This is a genomic window from Pseudomonas putida (assembly GCF_025905425.1).
GTDB lineage: Bacteria > Pseudomonadota > Gammaproteobacteria > Pseudomonadales > Pseudomonadaceae > Aquipseudomonas > Aquipseudomonas putida_AF.
Genome location: NZ_CP109603.1, coordinates 5,927,937 through 5,944,149, shown reverse-complemented (window position 1 = coordinate 5,944,149; position 16,213 = coordinate 5,927,937). Strand labels below are relative to the sequence as shown.

Annotated in this window: 15 protein-coding genes; 13 read left to right on the top strand and 2 right to left on the bottom strand. The window is 63.8% G+C overall.

Annotated features, from left to right (window positions below; translation table 11 throughout):
* The first annotated feature begins 75 nt into the window (after positions 1-75).
* The 12 genes from OGV19_RS26740 (at position 76) to OGV19_RS26685 (ending at position 13,013) form a co-directional block, all read left to right on the top strand.
* On the top strand, positions 76-465 hold the full coding sequence (locus tag OGV19_RS26740; RefSeq protein WP_264311407.1) for a DUF2946 domain-containing protein: 390 nt from the start codon (positions 76-78) through the stop codon (positions 463-465).
* Between the two features lie 46 nt (positions 466-511).
* The gene (locus tag OGV19_RS26735; protein ID WP_264311406.1) at positions 512-997 is read left to right on the top strand and encodes a copper chaperone PCu(A)C; all 486 of its coding nucleotides are present in this window, start codon (positions 512-514) and stop codon (positions 995-997) included.
* A 23-nt stretch (positions 998-1,020) separates the two neighbouring features.
* Complete coding sequence (locus OGV19_RS26730; protein WP_264311405.1) at positions 1,021-1,452, top strand: DUF2946 domain-containing protein; 432 nt, start codon at positions 1,021-1,023, stop codon at positions 1,450-1,452.
* 66 nt (positions 1,453-1,518) lie between these two features.
* Complete coding sequence (locus tag OGV19_RS26725; RefSeq protein ID WP_264311404.1) at positions 1,519-3,585, top strand: TonB-dependent copper receptor; 2,067 nt, start codon at positions 1,519-1,521, stop codon at positions 3,583-3,585.
* A gap of 58 nt (positions 3,586-3,643) precedes the next feature.
* Positions 3,644-5,008, top strand: coding sequence for a PepSY-associated TM helix domain-containing protein (locus OGV19_RS26720; RefSeq protein ID WP_264311403.1), 1,365 nt, complete (start codon positions 3,644-3,646; stop codon positions 5,006-5,008).
* Between the two features lie 205 nt (positions 5,009-5,213).
* On the top strand, positions 5,214-6,620 hold the full coding sequence (gene cycA / locus OGV19_RS26715) for a D-serine/D-alanine/glycine transporter (RefSeq protein WP_264311402.1): 1,407 nt from the start codon (positions 5,214-5,216) through the stop codon (positions 6,618-6,620).
* 185 nt (positions 6,621-6,805) lie between these two features.
* Entirely contained in the window at positions 6,806-8,071 is a 1,266-nt protein-coding gene (gene urtA, locus OGV19_RS26710) for an urea ABC transporter substrate-binding protein (protein ID WP_264311401.1), read from the top strand.
* Between the two features lie 129 nt (positions 8,072-8,200).
* On the top strand, positions 8,201-9,688 hold the full coding sequence (gene urtB / locus OGV19_RS26705) for an urea ABC transporter permease subunit UrtB (RefSeq protein WP_264311400.1): 1,488 nt from the start codon (positions 8,201-8,203) through the stop codon (positions 9,686-9,688).
* Entirely contained in the window at positions 9,688-10,767 is a 1,080-nt protein-coding gene (gene urtC / locus OGV19_RS26700; RefSeq protein WP_264311399.1) for an urea ABC transporter permease subunit UrtC, read from the top strand. Before urtB ends, urtC begins: the two co-directional genes overlap by 1 nt.
* The gene (gene urtD, locus OGV19_RS26695; RefSeq protein ID WP_264311398.1) at positions 10,764-11,621 is read left to right on the top strand and encodes an urea ABC transporter ATP-binding protein UrtD; all 858 of its coding nucleotides are present in this window, start codon (positions 10,764-10,766) and stop codon (positions 11,619-11,621) included. The genes urtC and urtD overlap by 4 nt, the downstream gene beginning before the upstream one ends.
* 146 nt (positions 11,622-11,767) lie before the next feature.
* Positions 11,768-12,466: an urea ABC transporter ATP-binding subunit UrtE gene (gene urtE / locus OGV19_RS26690; RefSeq protein ID WP_264311397.1), complete on the top strand. Its 699-nt coding sequence runs from the start codon at positions 11,768-11,770 to the stop codon at positions 12,464-12,466.
* A 31-nt stretch (positions 12,467-12,497) separates the two neighbouring features.
* The gene (locus OGV19_RS26685) at positions 12,498-13,013 is read left to right on the top strand and encodes a GNAT family N-acetyltransferase (protein WP_264311396.1); all 516 of its coding nucleotides are present in this window, start codon (positions 12,498-12,500) and stop codon (positions 13,011-13,013) included.
* A 388-nt stretch (positions 13,014-13,401) separates the two neighbouring features.
* Here the strand turns inward: OGV19_RS26685 and OGV19_RS26680 are convergent, their stop codons facing one another.
* Both OGV19_RS26680 and cbpA read right to left on the bottom strand, forming a co-directional pair.
* The gene (locus OGV19_RS26680) at positions 13,402-13,707 is read right to left on the bottom strand and encodes a chaperone modulator CbpM (RefSeq protein ID WP_264311395.1); all 306 of its coding nucleotides are present in this window, start codon (positions 13,705-13,707) and stop codon (positions 13,402-13,404) included.
* A gap of 2 nt (positions 13,708-13,709) precedes the next feature.
* Positions 13,710-14,666 carry a curved DNA-binding protein gene (gene cbpA / locus OGV19_RS26675; protein ID WP_264311394.1) on the bottom strand — a complete coding sequence of 319 codons (957 nt, stop codon included), beginning with the start codon at positions 14,664-14,666 and terminating at the stop codon, positions 13,710-13,712.
* A 164-nt stretch (positions 14,667-14,830) separates the two neighbouring features.
* Here cbpA and OGV19_RS26670 point away from each other — a divergent pair, with 164 nt between their 5' ends.
* A complete protein-coding gene (locus OGV19_RS26670) occupies positions 14,831-16,102 on the top strand; it encodes an Hsp70 family protein (RefSeq protein WP_264311393.1) in 1,272 nt (423 codons plus the stop codon).
* Positions 16,103-16,213 lie beyond the last annotated feature (111 nt).

The following is a 16,213-nucleotide window of genomic DNA, read 5'->3' as shown; positions in this document are numbered from 1 at the left end:
ACTTCACCGCACCCCGCCTTTTTTACCTATACTCCGCCTTACAATACCCGCCACGATTCCTGACCGGATCTCTCCATGCCCCCACGTCGGCACATTGCCTGGATAGCCTGCCTAGCAGTGCTGTTCAACCTGCTGGCCATGCCGCTGTCCTCTGCCGCGCCCAAGGGCCCGGCAGAGCAGTTGCTGTGGGGGGCTTTCTGTTCCAGCATGGCCAACAAGGCCAAAGTCGACGTCCAGGCCCTGGCCAAAATCGACCTCGGCCCGCAAAGCGATGACAGCGCCAGCATGATGAACTGCTGGTGCTGCTCCGGTGCCGCGCCGCTGCTGGCTTTACCGGGCTACCCGCCGCAGTTGCACAACCCGCCGACAATGACCGCGGGGCATTCGCCGCAGCTTGCCGACTACCAACCCACGCCGCGCCAGTTATGGCCCGCGCTCAATCCCCGTGCCTCTCCCCTGGTCTGAGTTACTCACGCTGTCTGCCTGAACCTGAACAGATCGGAGACTCACCATGCTCAAGCAAGCTCTCGTCGTGGCCGCCCTGCTGCTGCCCAGCGCCTTCGCCACAGCCCACGAATACACCGTGGGCGACCTGCACATCGCGCACCCCTGGTCGCTGCAACTGCCACCGAATGCCCCCAACGTCGCCGCGTATTTCGTCGTGCACAACAATGGCCAGGCCGATGACCGCCTGCTGAGTGTCGACAGCCCCATCAGCGATGACGCCCAGTTGCACGAGCACGCCATGACAGCCAGCGGCACCATGAAGATGCAACAGGTGCCCAACGTGGTGGTGCCCGCCGGCAAGGACGTGACCTTCGCCCCTAGCGCCTACCACGTGATGCTGATGCAGCCCAAGGACCGCAGCCTGCTCAGCGACGGCAAGCGTTTCCCTTTGACTCTGCACTTCGAGAAAGCCGGTGACGTCACCGTCGAAGTCGCCGTGCAGAAAGAGGCGCCCTCGGGCCAGCCCCAGGCCCACGAACACGCGCACTGACCATTAGCTGACAGGCACTCGTCATGAGCCTGCCGCGCAACAGCACCAGCCGTACCACCCGCCCTGAACGCAGGCGCGTCGGTGGCAGCTGGCTGAGCCTGTTCGCCATGTGGATGATCTTCATCGGCCCGCTGATTTCCCAGTCGATGCCGATGGATCACCACGCCGGCATGAGCATGCCGATGGACATGTCGATGTCCACCGAGCATGAGCATGGCGCAGACTCGCATCACGGCCATGGCGACGACGGCCAGCTGCATGTGATGTGGGAAAAGTGCGGCTACTGCAGCCTGCTGTTCAACTGCCCCGCACTGCCACAAACCCTCAGCCCGCTCAGTGCCGGCGTCGTAGCCCCCTCCACCCACCTGATTGCCCCCACGCGCCAGGGGCATGCCCGGCAGGCTGTATTCCCTGGCGCGCGCAGCCGCGCGCCGCCTTCCTCGATCAGCGTCTGAAACCACATTGTCCGCACGGAGCCAGGAGGCTTCGCGCACACCCATGACTGATCGACTGGAATCATTATGTCTGGCTGCACCCCTGTTTTTGCCCTGTCCCTGCGCGGGACCATCGCCGCCCTGTGCGGTTCGCTGATTGCGCCCATGGCCCTGGCCACCGACCTTGGCCATGAAGGCCACGTGCACGACGCGCCCGAACTGAGCCCGACGGTGATCACCGCCGTGGCGCCCAGCTCGCCGCTGACCGTGGTCACCAACCCGAAAGACCCACGCCAACCCGTACCTGCCAGCGACGGTGCCGATTACCTCAAGACCATCCCTGGTTTCTCGGCTATCCGCTCCGGCGGTACCAACGGCGACCCGGTGTTGCGCGGCATGTTCGGTTCGCGCCTGAACATCCTCACCAATGGCGGCGTCATGCTGGGTGCCTGCCCTAACCGCATGGACGCACCGACCTCGTACATCTCGCCGGAAACCTACGACCGCCTGACCGTGATCAAAGGCCCGCAAAGCGTGATCTGGGGCCCTGGCGGTTCCGCCGGGACCATCCTCTTCGAACGCGAGCCGGAAAAGTTCGGTACCCTGGGCAGCCGTGTCAACGCAAGCCTCTTGGCCGGCTCCAATGGCCGCTTCGACAAGGTACTCGACGCCGCCGCCGGCAACAGCCAAGGCTATGCCCGCTTCGTCGGCAACCAGTCGCGCTCGGACGACTACCACGACGGCAACGATGACACCGTGCCGTCGCGCTGGGACAAATGGAACGGCGATGTAGCCCTCGGCTGGACACCCGACCCGGACACCCTGCTGGAACTCACCGCCGGCAAGGGCGATGGCGAAGCACGCTATGCCGGGCGCGGCATGGACGGCTCGCAGTTCAAGCGCGAGAGCCTGGGGCTGCGCTTCGAAAAGTCCAACCTCGGCGAGGTGCTCGACAAGGTCGAGGCACAGGTCTACTACAACTACGCCGACCACGTGATGGACAACTACAGCCTGCGCACGCCCTCCGGCAGCGGCATGATGGGCATGCCGATGGTCAGCAACGTCGACCGCCGCACCATGGGCGCCAGGGTCAAGGCGACCTGGCGCTGGGCTGACGTGCAACTGGTCAGCGGCATCGATGCGCAGACCAACGAGCATCGCAAGCGCGGTGGCATGGGCGTCGATGCGCACAAGGGCCAGGCGTGGACCAAAGATGCCGACTTCCATAACTACGGTGCCTTCAGCGAGCTGACCTGGTACGTCAGCGGCGAAGACCGGCTGATCTCCGGCGCCCGCCTCGACCGTGCCTCGGCCCGTGATTTTCGCCAAGGCGTCGCCACCGAAGGCGATACCCGCGCCGATACACTGCCCAGCGGCTTCATCCGCTACGAGCACGACCTGGCAGCGATCCCGGCCACCACCTACATCGGCCTCGGCCACGCCCAGCGCTTCCCCGACTACTGGGAGCTGTTCTCGCCCAAGCTGGCGCCAGCCGGCGCGGCCAATGCCTTCGACGGCATCAAGCCAGAGAAGACCACCCAGCTCGACTTCGGCATCCAGTACCGCGACGCGCGCCTGGAAGCCTGGGCCTCGGGTTATGTCGGGCAGATCCGTGACTACATCCTGTTCGACTACCGCACCGGCATGATGGGCATGAGCACCTCCCAGGCCCAGAACATCGACGCCCGCATCATGGGCGGCGAGCTGGGTGCCGCTTACAAGCTCAGCGAAAACTGGAAGGCCGACGCTACCCTGGCCTACGCTTGGGGCAAGAACAGCAGTGATGGCAAAGCGCTACCGCAAATGCCACCCCTGGAGAGCCGTCTGGGCCTGACCTACAGCCGCGACGTCTGGAGTGTCGGTGCGCTGTGGCGGCTGGTGGCCGCGCAAAACCGCATCGCCGAAAACCAGGGCAACGTAGTCGGCAAGGACTACGACAAGAGCGCAGGCTTCGGCGTGTTCTCGCTCAATGGTGCCTACAAGGTGAACAACAACCTCAAGCTCAGCGCAGGGGTCGACAACCTGTTCGACAAAACCTACGCCGAGCACTTGAACCTGGCCGGGAACGCCGGGTTCGGCTACCCGGCCACAGACCCACAGCCGGTGAACGAGCCAGGCAGGACCTTCTGGACCAAGGTCGATTTCAGCTTCTGACAATAACAATGGGCGCGGCTACGGTCGCGCCCCTCACCTGGTCAAACAGGAGGTTCCCATGAGCGGAACACGCGTGTCTTTCTACAACCTGGCCTGGCGTTGGCACTTTTACGCGGGGCTGTTCGTCGCCCCGTTCATGATCCTGCTGGCGATCACCGGGATCATCTACTTGTTCAAGCCGCAGCTCGACCCGCTGCTGTACCGCGACTTGATGGTGGTCGAAGCCGGCCACCACCGACAGGCCGCAGACACCCTGCTCGCCGAGGTACGCCAGGCGTATCCGCAAGGCCATGTCGGCCAATACCTGCCGCCCCTCGATGCCGAGCGCAGCGCGCAGTTCGTGGTGCATGACGGCGGGCGCGAACTGAACGTGTTCGTCGACCCCTACAGCGGCAAGCTGCTCGGTGAGCAGGATGGCAAACAGAACTTGCAGGCGGTTGCCCGCGCCCTGCATGGCGAATTGATGGTTGGCACGGTGGGCGATCGCCTGGTGGAGCTGGCCGCGGGCTGGGGCATTGTGCTGGTGGTGTCCGGCTTGTATCTCTGGTGGCCACGCGGGCGCAGCAGCGCTGGCGTGCTGTGGCCGCGTTTTTCCGCGCGCGGTCGGCTGCTGTGGCGTGACCTGCATGCGGTGACGGGGTTCTGGGGCTCGGCCCTGCTGCTGTTGATGCTGCTCAGTGGCATGACCTGGACGGGCATGTGGGGCAAGCAGTATGCCGATTTGTGGAACCGCTTCCCGGCAGCGATGTGGAACGACGTGCCCAAATCCGACCAGCAGGCCCGGGAGCTCAACAGCGCCCATCGTCAGACCGTGCCTTGGGCGGTGGAGAACACCCCCATGCCGCAGTCCGGCGCACATGCCGAACATGCCGGGCATCACATGATGTCGAACGCCCCGGCGGCGCCGCAGGTGAGCGTGCAACAGGTCGAGGACATTGCCACTGCGCGCCAGGTGGCGCCGGGCTACAGCATCACCTTGCCGACGACGGCAGACGGTGTGTTCACCGTCGCGGTATTCGCTGACGACCCGCGCAACGACGCCACCCTGCATATCGATCAGTACACCGGCAAGGTACTGGCCGACGTGCGCTGGCAGGATTACAGCCCGGTTGCACGGGCTACCGAACTGGGCGTGATGCTGCACGAAGGCAAGATGTTCGGGGCGTTTAACCAGATCATCATTCTGCTGGTGTGTCTGATGATCCTGCTGGGTTCGGTCAGTGGCCTGGTGATGTGGTGGAAACGCCGGCCCGCGGGCGGGCTGGGTGTGCCGCCGCTGCGTCATGACTTGCCGCGCTGGAAAACGGCTGTTGGGGTGATGGTGGCGCTGGGGGTGATGTTCCCGCTGGTGGGGGTATCGATGGTGGTGATGTGGGGGGTGGACAGCTTGATGGTGCGGCGTAGGGTGATGGCCAGCGCCTGATTGCAGTATTGAGCATACCGGCCTCTTCGCGGGGCAAGCCCGCTCCCACAGGTCTCGCGTTGCTGTGGGAGCGGGCTTGCCCCGCGAAGAGGCCAGGCGCTGCACCGCAAAGGTCGTGTCGATCTGTCGCGCCCCGAATTGGGACGCCCGTGTTAGCCTACTTGGCTTTCACAAAAAAAGACTGACCCTCAATGGAATGCAGCCAATGACCCGGACCTCTTCCCCGCCCGCTGAAGAGCAGCATCTGCAGCGCAACCTGACCAACCGCCACATTCAGCTCATCGCCATCGGCGGCGCCATCGGCACCGGCCTGTTCATGGGCTCGGGCAAGACCATCAGCCTCGCCGGCCCATCGATCATCTTCGTCTACATGATCATCGGCTTCATGCTGTTCTTCGTCATGCGCGCCATGGGCGAACTGCTGCTGTCGAACCTCAACTACAAGTCGTTCATCGACTTCTCGGCAGACCTGCTCGGCCCCTGGGCCGGCTACTTCACCGGCTGGACCTACTGGTTCTGCTGGGTAGTCACCGGTATCGCCGACGTGGTCGCGATCGCCGCCTACACGCAATTCTGGTTCCCGGACCTGCCGCAGTGGATACCCGCGCTAACCTGCGTGGCAGTGCTTTTGTCACTGAACCTGGTGACCGTGAAAATGTTCGGTGAGATGGAGTTCTGGTTCGCCCTGATCAAGATCGTCGCCATCCTCGGCCTGGTCGCCACCGGCCTGTACATGGTCATCACCGGCTTCGAATCGCCGAGCGGGCGCACCGCGCAACTGGCCAACCTGTGGAATGACGGCGGCATGTTCCCCAACGGCCTGATGGGCTTCTTCGCCGGTTTCCAGATTGCCGTGTTCGCCTTTGTCGGTATCGAACTGGTCGGCACCACCGCCGCCGAAGCGAAGAACCCCGAGCGCACGCTGCCACGGGCGATCAACTCGATCCCGATCCGTATCATCATGTTCTACGTGCTGGCGCTGATCGCGATCATGGCCGTGACCCCATGGCGCGACGTGGTACCGGGCAAGAGCCCGTTCGTCGAGCTGTTCGTGCTGGCCGGCCTGCCGGCAGCGGCCAGCATCATCAACTTCGTGGTACTGACCTCGGCAGCCTCGTCGGCCAACAGTGGCGTGTTCTCCACCAGCCGCATGCTCTATGGCCTGGCCCAGGAAGGTGACGCGCCCAAGGCACTGGAAAAACTGTCGAGCCGCGCGGTACCGGCCAACGGCCTGTATTTCTCCTGCACTTGCCTGTTGCTGGGCGCGGTGCTGATCTACCTGATTCCCGACGTGGTCGAGGCGTTTACCCTGATCACCACGGTGTCGGCGGTGCTGTTCATGTTCGTCTGGACGCTGATCCTGCTGTCGTACCTCAGCTACCGCAAACGCCGTGCTGCACTGCACCAAGCGTCGAAGTACAAAATGCCCGGCGGGCGCTTCATGTGCTACGTGTGCCTGGCGTTCTTTGCCGGCATTCTGGTGCTGCTGAGCCTGGAGGCGGACACCCGCTCGGCCTTGCTGGTTACGCCGATCTGGTTCGTGCTGCTGGCAGTGACCTACCAGGGTGTGCGCAGCAAGCGCCATCCACGCACGGCGGTGCGTAACGGCTGATAACACTGGGGCCGCCGCGCGGCCCCAATGCTGTGCACGCGAATCATTCAGGCACCATCCTGGGCCTTCTCCACGCCCTATTTCCTCGCACAGCCTCTCTATTTCGCACCTTCTGCCACTCGGCACACCCCTTGCAACGCCCCTCCCGCTTGGCCAACACGATAAAAACTCAGCGGAGAGAGCACATGAAGCGTCGCAGTCTGATCAAGGCCTTTACCCTCAGCGCATCGATTGCGGCGATGGGCCTTAGCTGGAGCATTCAGGCCGCCGAGACCATCAAGGTCGGCATCCTGCATTCGCTGTCGGGGACCATGGCCATTTCCGAAACGTCGCTCAAGGACATGGCGCTGATGACCATCGAGCAGATCAACGCCAAGGGTGGGGTGAACGGCAAGATGCTCGAAGCGGTGGTGGTCGACCCAGCGTCCAACTGGCCGCTGTTCGCTGAGAAGAGCCGCCAGCTGCTGACCCAGGACAAGGTGGCGGTGGTATTTGGCTGCTGGACCTCGGTGTCGCGCAAGTCAGTGCTGCCGGTGTTCGAAGAGCTCAACGGCCTGCTGTTCTACCCGGTGCAATACGAAGGCGAAGAGATGTCGCCGAACGTTTTCTACACCGGCGCCGCGCCTAATCAGCAGGCCATCCCTGCCGTGGAATACCTGATGAGTGAAGACGGCGGCAGCGCCAAGCGTTTCTTCCTGCTGGGCACCGACTACGTCTACCCGCGCACCACCAACAAGATCTTGCGCGCCTTCTTGCACAGCAAAGGCGTAGCCGACAAGGACATCGAAGAGGTCTACACGCCATTCGGCCACAGCGACTACCAGACCATCGTCGCCAACATCAAGAAGTTCTCCGCCGGCGGCAAAACGGCAGTCATCTCCACCGTCAACGGCGACTCCAACGTGCCGTTCTACAAGGAGCTGGCCAACCAGGGCCTGAAGGCCACCGACGTGCCGGTGGTGGCGTTCTCGGTAGGCGAAGAAGAGCTGCGCGGCATCGACACCAAGCCGCTGGTGGGCCACCTGGCGGCGTGGAACTACTTCGAGTCGGTGGATAACCCGGTCAACCAGAAGTTCGTCGCCGACTGGAAGGCCTACGCCAAAGCCAAGAACCTGCCCGGCGCTGACAAAGCCGTGACCAACGACCCGATGGAGGCCACCTACGTGGGCATCCACATGTGGGCGCAGGCGGCCGAGAAAGCCCAGTCCACCGATGTCGACAAGGTGCGCGAGGCGTTGGCTGGCCAGAGCTTCCAGGCCCCGTCCGGTTTCACCCTGACCATGGACAAGACCAACCACCACCTGCACAAGCCGGTGATGATCGGCGAGATCCAGGATGACGGGCAGTTCAGCGTGGTCTGGGAAACCGAGCAGCCATTGCGCGCACAGCCTTGGAGCCCGTTCATTCCGGGTAACGACAAACGCCCGGACTATGCAGTGAAAGGTAACTGAGTGCATGGGGCCGCCTTGCGGCCCATTCGCGGGGCAAGCCCGCTCCCACAGGGATTGCTTTACACAGGTCCACTGTGGGAGCGGGCTTGTCCCGCGAAGAATCCACCGCCGATTTCCAGGATTACTCGCATGCTCAGACTCCTGCTCACCCTGCTCCTGCTCATACCCCTGGCAACCCAGGCCAGCGAGGGCGAATTCTTCCTCACCGCCAAGCCCCCCGAGCAAGCCCGTTTGCTCGAAGGCTGGGCGGCGCAACCCGATGCCGCGCGCCTACCGCTGCTGGACAACCTGCGCCAGGGCCGCATCGCCGAAGGCGACACCCGCAAGGTGCGCCTGAATAACCGCCTGCGCGGCCTGATCGACAACGCGCTGGCCAGCCACCAACTGCTCAGCGACAACCACGACACACGCCTGGCCGCCGCCCAGCAACTGCAAAAGAGCGCGCAGCCTGCACAGATGGCCTTCCTCGACCGCCGCTTTGCCAACGAACCGGACGCAGCGGTACACGCCGCCCTCGGCCTGGCCTTGGCCAACCTGCAACTGGGCGCCAGCGAGCCTGCTGTACGTCTGGCCGCCGTGCGCCTGCTGGGCGAGACCGGCGACCCGGTCGCCCGCACGCGCCTGGAGGCCCTGCTGCAACCCGACGCGGAAACCGACGCAGCCGTGCGCACCGCCGCTGAAACCAGCCTGGCCCAGGTCAAACGCAAACTCATGGTCGGCGAACTGCTCGGCCAGGCCTTCAGCGGCCTGTCGCTGGGCTCGATCCTGCTGCTGGCGGCCTTAGGCCTGGCGATCACCTTCGGCCTGCTCGGGGTGATCAACATGGCCCATGGCGAGATGCTCATGCTCGGCGCCTACAGCACCTACATGGTCCAGGTGCTGCTGCAGCGCTACGCCCCCGGCGCGATCGAGTTCTACCCGCTGATTGCCCTGCCCGTGGCCTTCGCCGTCAGCGCCGGGGTCGGCATGGCGCTGGAACGCACAGTGATCCGTCACCTTTACGGCCGCCCACTGGAAACCCTGTTGGCGACCTGGGGAATCAGCCTGATCCTGATCCAGGCCATCCGCCTGCTGTTCGGCGCGCAGAACGTCGAAGTCAGCAACCCGGCGTGGTTGTCCGGGGGTGTTCAACTGCTGCCCAATCTGGTGCTGCCGTACAACCGCCTGGTGATCATCGGCTTCGCCCTCGCCGTGGTGTTGCTCACTTGGCTGCTGCTCAACCGCACGCGGCTTGGCCTGAACGTGCGCGCAGTGACCCAGAACCGCAACATGGCCGCCTGCTGTGGCGTGTCCACCGGGCGCGTCGACATGCTCGCCTTCGGCCTGGGTTCGGGCATCGCCGGGCTCGGTGGTGTGGCCCTGAGCCAAGTCGGCAACGTTGGCCCGGACCTGGGCCAGAGCTACATCATCGACTCGTTCCTGGTGGTGGTGCTCGGCGGTGTCGGGCAACTGGCCGGCAGCCTCTGGGCCGCCTTCGGCTTAGGGATAGCCAACAAGCTGCTGGAGCCGCAGATCGGTGCGGTGCTTGGCAAGATCCTCATCCTTGCGTTGATCATTCTGTTCATCCAGAAGCGCCCGCAAGGCCTGTTCGCCCTCAAGGGACGGGTAATCGACTGATGAACCAGCCACTGCTTGTCACCGCTTCGCAAAAAGCCGGGCCGCGCCTGTCGCTGGCCATCGGCGCCGTCGTCGTCCTGCTGTTGCTGGCGCTGCCGTTACTATCGCTGCTGCCGGCGGACCACACGCTGCAAGTCTCGGCCTACACCCTGACCCTGGTCGGCAAGATCCTCTGCTACGCCATCGTCGCGCTGGCCCTGGACCTGGTCTGGGGCTATGCCGGGCTGCTGTCGCTGGGCCACGGTCTGTTCTTTGCCCTCGGCGGCTACGCCATGGGCATGTATCTGATGCGCCAGGCCGCTGGGGACGGGCTGCCGGGCTTCATGACCTTCCTGTCGTGGACCGAACTGCCTTGGTACTGGGCCGGCACCCAGCACTTTGCTTGGGCCATGTGCCTGGTGGTGCTGGCGCCGGGCTTGCTGGCACTGGTATTCGGCTTTTTCGCCTTCCGCTCGCGGATCAAGGGCGTGTACTTCTCGATCATGACCCAGGCCCTGACCTTCGCCGGCATGCTGCTGTTCTTTCGCAACGAAACGGGGTTTGGCGGCAACAACGGCTTCACCAGTTTTCGCACCATTCTCGGCTTCGACATTGCCGCGCAAGGCACGCGCGCGGTGCTGTTTCTGCTCACCGTCGGCCTGCTGCTGGCCAGCCTGTACCTGTGCTGGCGCCTGACCCAAAGCAAATTCGGCCGCTTGCTCACCGCCGTGCGTGACGCCGAGAACCGCCTGATGTTCTGCGGCTATGACCCGCGCGGTTTCAAACTGCTGGTGTGGGTGCTCAGCGCCGTGCTGTGTGGCCTGGCCGGCGCGCTGTACGTGCCTCAGGTGGGCATCATCAACCCCAGCGAAATGTCGCCGACCAACTCCATCGAAGCCGCGGTGTGGGTCGCCCTGGGCGGGCGTGGCACGTTGATCGGCCCGCTGCTCGGCGCCGGCCTGGTCAATGGCATGAAGAGCTGGTTCACCGTGGCGTTCCCCGAGTTCTGGCTGTTTTTCCTCGGTGCGCTGTTCATTCTCGTCACCCTGTACCTGCCCAAGGGCGTGGTCGGCATGCTGAAGAAAAGGAGCCAGCCATGAGAGGCGTGCCCCCTGTGCACCCGGAGTTCATGCTTGAACCGGTGTTCGACAACCTCGGCAGCGGCCGTGACGCCATCGGCCTGGGCAGCCGCCGCACAGCGGGCCTGGACACCCGCCACGGCACGGTGCTGAGCCTGGAAGGCATCAGCGTCAGCTTCGATGGCTTCAAGGCCCTTAACGCGCTCAACCTGTACATCGGCGTAGGCGAGTTGCGCTGCATCATCGGCCCCAACGGCGCGGGCAAGACCACCATGATGGACGTGATCACCGGCAAGACCCGCCCCGACACCGGCAGCGCATTCTTTGGCGACACCCTCGACCTCACCCGCATGAGCGAATACCAGATCGCCCAGGCCGGTATCGGCCGCAAGTTCCAGAAACCGACGGTGTTCGAAGCGCTGACGGTGTTCGAGAACTTGGAGCTGGCGCTGAAGGCCGACAAGTCGGTGTGGGCCAGCCTGGCCGCGCGTTTGAGTGGTGAGCAGCAGCAGCGCATTGACGCGGTGCTCGCCACCCTGCGCTTGCAGCCTCTGGCGCAGCGCCAGGCTGGGCTGCTGTCCCACGGCCAGAAGCAGTTCCTGGAGATCGGCATGTTGCTGGTGCAGGAGCCGCAACTGTTGCTGCTCGACGAGCCGGTGGCCGGCATGACCGATGCCGAGACCGAATTCACCGCTGAACTGTTCAAGGGCCTGGCCGGCAAGCATTCGCTGATGGTGGTGGAGCATGACATGGGGTTTGTCGGCAGCATTGCTGACCATGTGACAGTGCTGCACCAGGGCAGCGTGCTGGCGGAGGGCTCGCTGGAGCAGGTGCAGGCGGATGAACGCGTGGTCGAGGTGTACCTGGGCCGATGATCTTCGCAGCCTGTGCCGGCCCTTTCGCGGGGCAAGCCCGCTCCCACAGGTACACCACTGGATTTGGGCACTGTGGTGTACCTGTGGGAGCGGGCTTGCCCCGCGAAAGGGCCGGTGCAGCCAGAGTAAAAAACAGGAACACTCTCATGCTCAAAATCGACACCCTGCACCAATACTACGGCGGCAGCCACATCCTGCGCGGCCTGTCCTTCGAGGCCAAGGTCGGCGAAGTCACCTGCCTGCTGGGCCGCAACGGCGTGGGCAAGACCACCCTGCTGCGCTGCCTGATGGGCCTGGTCGCCGCCCGCGAAGGCAGCGTCGAATGGGAAGGCAAGCCGATCACCACGCTCAAGCCCCAGCAACGGGTCCAGGCCGGCATTGCCTACGTGCCCCAGGGCCGCGAGATCTTCCCGCGCCTGACCGTCGAGGAAAACCTGCTGATGGGCCTGTCGCGCTTCCCCGCCCGCGAGGCCCGTGAAGTGCCCGCCTTCATCTACGAATTGTTCCCAGTACTCGAACAAATGAAACAGCGCCGGGGCGGCGACTTGTCCGGCGGCCAGCAGCAACAGCTGGCCATTGGCCGAGCGCTGGCCAGCCGGCCACGCCTGTTGATCCTCGACGAGCCCACCGAAGGCATACAGCCCTCGGTGATCAAGGAAATCGGCGCGGTCATCCGGCGCCTCGCCGAACGTGGCGACATGGCCATCTTGCTGGTGGAGCAGTTCTACGATTTCGCCGAAGCACTGGCCGACCAGTATCTGGTAATGGCCCGTGGCGAGATCATCCAGCGCGGGCGCGGGGAAAACATGCAGGCAGAAGGTGTACGCGGGCTGGTAACCATTTAATCTGCGCCCATCAACCTTGTGAGACGCTGCAATGAGCCAGGAAATTCGCGACGCCTTGCCCGCCGACGTGCAGGGCATCCTCGACATCTACAACGACGCCGTGCGTAACACCACGGCGATCTGGAACGAAACCCCGGTGGACCTGGCCAACCGCCAGGCCTGGTTCGAGGCCCGCGCACAGCAGGGCTACCCGATTCTGGTGGCGGTAGATGAGACGGGCGTGCTGGGCTATGCATCGTTCGGCGACTGGCGGCCGTTCGAAGGGTTTCGCCACACCGTGGAGCACTCGGTGTACATTCGTGGCGACCAGCGCGGCAAAGGCCTGGGGCCGCAGTTGATGGTCGCATTGATCGAGCGCGCGCGGGGCTGTGGCAAGCATGTGATGGTGGCGGCGATCGAAAGTGGCAATGCGGCGTCGGTACGCCTGCACGAACGGCTGGGGTTCGTGGTGACCGGGCAGATGCCGCAGGTGGGGGTGAAGTTTGGGCGGTGGCTGGATTTGACCTTCATGCAGTTGGTGCTGAATCCAGGGGCTGAGCCCGCTTAAGCTTTATGCTGCCTGCACCGGCCTCTTCGCGGGGCAAGCCCGCTCCCACAGGTACCCCACTGCATTCAGATTGAGTGGAGTAACTGTGGGAGCGGGCTTGCCCCGCGGAGGCCCTGACAGGCAAACACATCTACATCTGTGTAAACCGCCCCAGCCGCTGCTTGAGCATCTCCCACAGGTACCCCACTGCATTCAGATTGAGTGGAGTAACTGTGGGAGCGGGCTTGCCCCGCGAAGAGGCCCTGACAGGCAAACACATCTACATCTGGGTAAACCGCCCCAGCCGCTGCTTGAGCATCTCCCACAGGTACCCCACTGCATTCAGAGTGAGTGGAGTTACTGTGGGAGCGGGCTTGCCCCGCGAAGAGGCCCTGACAGGCAAACACATCTACATCTGGGTAAACCGCCCCAGCCGCTGCCTCAGCATGCTGTTCTCACTGCGCAACTGCTGCACTTCCTGCAACAGCTCCAGCGCCAGCGCCACGCCTTCCCACTCCAGCTCCAGCTCCTGGTGCAGCTTCGCCGCCCGCTTGGCCAGCAGCGGCGCCTGATCATCGAACAGCCAGTCCTCCGGCGTTCGCCCTTTCGGTTCAACAATACCGTGCTCGACGATCTCGACCACGTAGTCGGCCGTGATGTCGGCCTCCTGGCAAAGGGTGCGCATGTCCAGTTGAACGATCAGGGTGCTGCTCATGATCACTTACTCCATTGTGCCCTCGGGTTGAACGCGGCCGTCTCGGAAAGCTTGGCCCACAGTTCACGGGTAGACGCGTCGGATGCAGTCGGCATGACCACTTTGAGCTGCGCATAGAGGTTGCCACGCTCGCCGTGCTTGTTGGCCAGGCCCTTGCCCGGCACACGCAGGCGCTGGCCGCTCTGGCTGTCGGGGCGGATGGTCAGGTTGATCTTGCCGTCCAAGGTCGGCACCGCCACCTTGGCGCCCAGCGCAGCCTCCCACGGTGCCAATGGCACCGTGATGATCAAGTCATGACCTTCGACATCGAACAGCGGATGCGGTGCCATGCGAATGGTCAGGAACAGGTCGCCATTGGCCCCGCCGCCACTGCCTGGTGCACCCTGGCCCTTGAGGCGGATGCGCTCGCCGTCGGTCACCCCGGCGGGGATCTTGACGTTCAGGGTCTTGGTGGTGAACCCGGTGCGCTGCCCGGCGGCATTGGTTTGCGGCACTTGGAAGCTGATCTGCTTGGATTCCTTGCTCAGGGTTTCCTCAAGGAAAACCGCCAGTTCCAGCTCCACGTCCTGCCCTCGCCTGCCTGCGCTGCGCTGTTGCCGGGCGCCGCCAAAGGGGCTGCCCCCTCGTGCGCCAAAAATCGAGCTGAAGAAGTCGGAGAAGTCGCCGCCTTCGAAACCACCGCCCGCACCACCGCCCCGGTTTTCCCAGCCTGGCGGTGCCTGGAACGGCCGGCCATGCTGGCCGCCGTACTTGCGGATCTCGTCGAATTCGGCACGTTTCTGCGCGTCGCCCAGCACTTCGTAGGCCTCGTTGGCCTCTTTGAATTTGTCCTCGGCGTCGCGCTCCTTGCTGACATCGGGGTGATACTTGCGTGCCAGCTTGCGGTACGCGGCCTTGATGGCCTTGTCATCCGCCGTGGGCTCTACGCCGAGTATCTTGTAATAGTCTTTGAAGTCCATTTATGGATCACCAATGTGAATTTGCGTGTTGCAACTGAAGATAGGGGTCAAGCATAGCCTTTCAAGGCCCGCTTGGGATTGCTGCATGGCAGACGACTGGTCTTGATTCTGTTGCCAACTGGCATAAACTGCGCGGCCGTTTTGCCTCCGGAAGTTTTTTTCCCATGTCTGACGTATCCCCGGCCCGCGCCCTTGGCATCGACTTTGGCACCTCCAACTCCACGGTCGGCTGGCACCGCCCCGGTGTCGAGTCGCTGATTGCCCTGGAAGACGGCAAGATCACCCTGCCTTCGGTGGTCTTCTTCAACATCGAGGAGCGTCGCCCGGTGTATGGCCGCCTGGCGTTGCACGAGTACCTGGAAGGCTACGAAGGCCGCCTGATGCGCTCGCTCAAGAGCCTGCTCGGTTCCAAGCTGATCAAGCACGACACCAGCGTGCTGGGCAGCGCCCTGCCGTTCAAGGACCTGCTGGGCATGTTTATCGGCGAGCTGAAAAAGCGCGCCGAAACTGCCGCCGAGCGCAGCTTCGAGCAAGTCGTGCTGGGTCGCCCGGTGTTTTTTGTCGATGAAGACCCGGCCGCCGACCAGGAAGCCGAGGACACCCTGGCCGACGTGGCGCGCAAGATCGGTTTCAAGGACGTGTCGTTCCAGTACGAACCGATTGCCGCAGCCTTCGACTACGAGTCGAGCATCAGCCGTGAAGAGCTGGTACTGATCGTCGATATCGGCGGCGGTACCTCCGACTTTACCCTGATCCGCCTGTCGCCCGAGCGCCACCTGGTGGCCGAACGCCAAAGCGATATCCTCGCCACCGGCGGTGTGCACATTGGCGGTACCGATTTCGACAAGCAGCTGAGCCTACAGGGCGTGATGCCGCTGTTCGGCTATGGCAGCCGGATGAAGAGCGGCGCGTTGATGCCGACCAGCTACCACCTGAACCTGGCCACCTGGCACACCATCAACGCCCTGTATTCGCAAAAGTCGCAGCTGGCCTTGGGCAACATGCGCTATGACATCGAGGACACCCTGGGTATCGACCGCCTGTTCCAGCTGATTGAGCAGCGTGCTGGCCACTGGTTGGCGATGGAAGTGGAAGCCAGCAAGATCGAGCTGACCGAGCACGACAGCCGCCACATCGACCTGCGCCGGGTAGAGCCTGAGCTGACGGCACAGCTGACCCGCGCGGTGTTCGAAGACGCCATCAATGGCCTGCTGGAGCGCGTGCGCGGCAGCGTCAGCGAGCTGCTGAACAAGGCCGGGGTGAGCGAAGGGCAGGTGGATACGGTGTTCTTTACCGGCGGTTCGAGCGGGATTCCGGCGCTGCGTAACAGCGTGGCGGCGATGCTGCCTAATGCGCGGCATGTGGAAGGCAATATCTTCGGCAGCATTGGTAGCGGGTTGGCGATCGAGGCGCGCAAGCGGTACGGGACAGCCTGAGGTTTTCTCTACCGCCTGAGTGGGCCTCTTCGCGGGCAAGCCCGCTCCCACTGGTACTCCACTGTACTTGAACACTGTGGTGTACCTGTGGGAGCGGGCTTGCCCCGAAGA

Bases quoted from the DNA above. Each gene is read 5' to 3' on its own strand.
- OGV19_RS26740 (WP_264311407.1), top strand. From the start codon at position 76: ATGCCCCCACGTCGGCACATTGCCTGGATAGCCTGCCTAGCAGTGCTG.
- OGV19_RS26735 (WP_264311406.1), top strand. From the start codon at position 512: ATGCTCAAGCAAGCTCTCGTCGTGGCCGCCCTGCTGCTGCCCAGCGCC.
- OGV19_RS26730 (WP_264311405.1), top strand. From the start codon at position 1,021: ATGAGCCTGCCGCGCAACAGCACCAGCCGTACCACCCGCCCTGAACGC.
- OGV19_RS26725 (WP_264311404.1), top strand. From the start codon at position 1,519: ATGTCTGGCTGCACCCCTGTTTTTGCCCTGTCCCTGCGCGGGACCATC.
- OGV19_RS26720 (WP_264311403.1), top strand. From the start codon at position 3,644: ATGAGCGGAACACGCGTGTCTTTCTACAACCTGGCCTGGCGTTGGCAC.
- cycA (WP_264311402.1), top strand. From the start codon at position 5,214: ATGACCCGGACCTCTTCCCCGCCCGCTGAAGAGCAGCATCTGCAGCGC.
- urtA (WP_264311401.1), top strand. From the start codon at position 6,806: ATGAAGCGTCGCAGTCTGATCAAGGCCTTTACCCTCAGCGCATCGATT.
- urtB (WP_264311400.1), top strand. From the start codon at position 8,201: ATGCTCAGACTCCTGCTCACCCTGCTCCTGCTCATACCCCTGGCAACC.
- urtC (WP_264311399.1), top strand. From the start codon at position 9,688: ATGAACCAGCCACTGCTTGTCACCGCTTCGCAAAAAGCCGGGCCGCGC.
- urtD (WP_264311398.1), top strand. From the start codon at position 10,764: ATGAGAGGCGTGCCCCCTGTGCACCCGGAGTTCATGCTTGAACCGGTG.
- urtE (WP_264311397.1), top strand. From the start codon at position 11,768: ATGCTCAAAATCGACACCCTGCACCAATACTACGGCGGCAGCCACATC.
- OGV19_RS26685 (WP_264311396.1), top strand. From the start codon at position 12,498: ATGAGCCAGGAAATTCGCGACGCCTTGCCCGCCGACGTGCAGGGCATC.
- OGV19_RS26680 (WP_264311395.1), bottom strand. From the start codon at position 13,707: ATGAGCAGCACCCTGATCGTTCAACTGGACATGCGCACCCTTTGCCAG.
- cbpA (WP_264311394.1), bottom strand. From the start codon at position 14,666: ATGGACTTCAAAGACTATTACAAGATACTCGGCGTAGAGCCCACGGCG.
- OGV19_RS26670 (WP_264311393.1), top strand. From the start codon at position 14,831: ATGTCTGACGTATCCCCGGCCCGCGCCCTTGGCATCGACTTTGGCACC.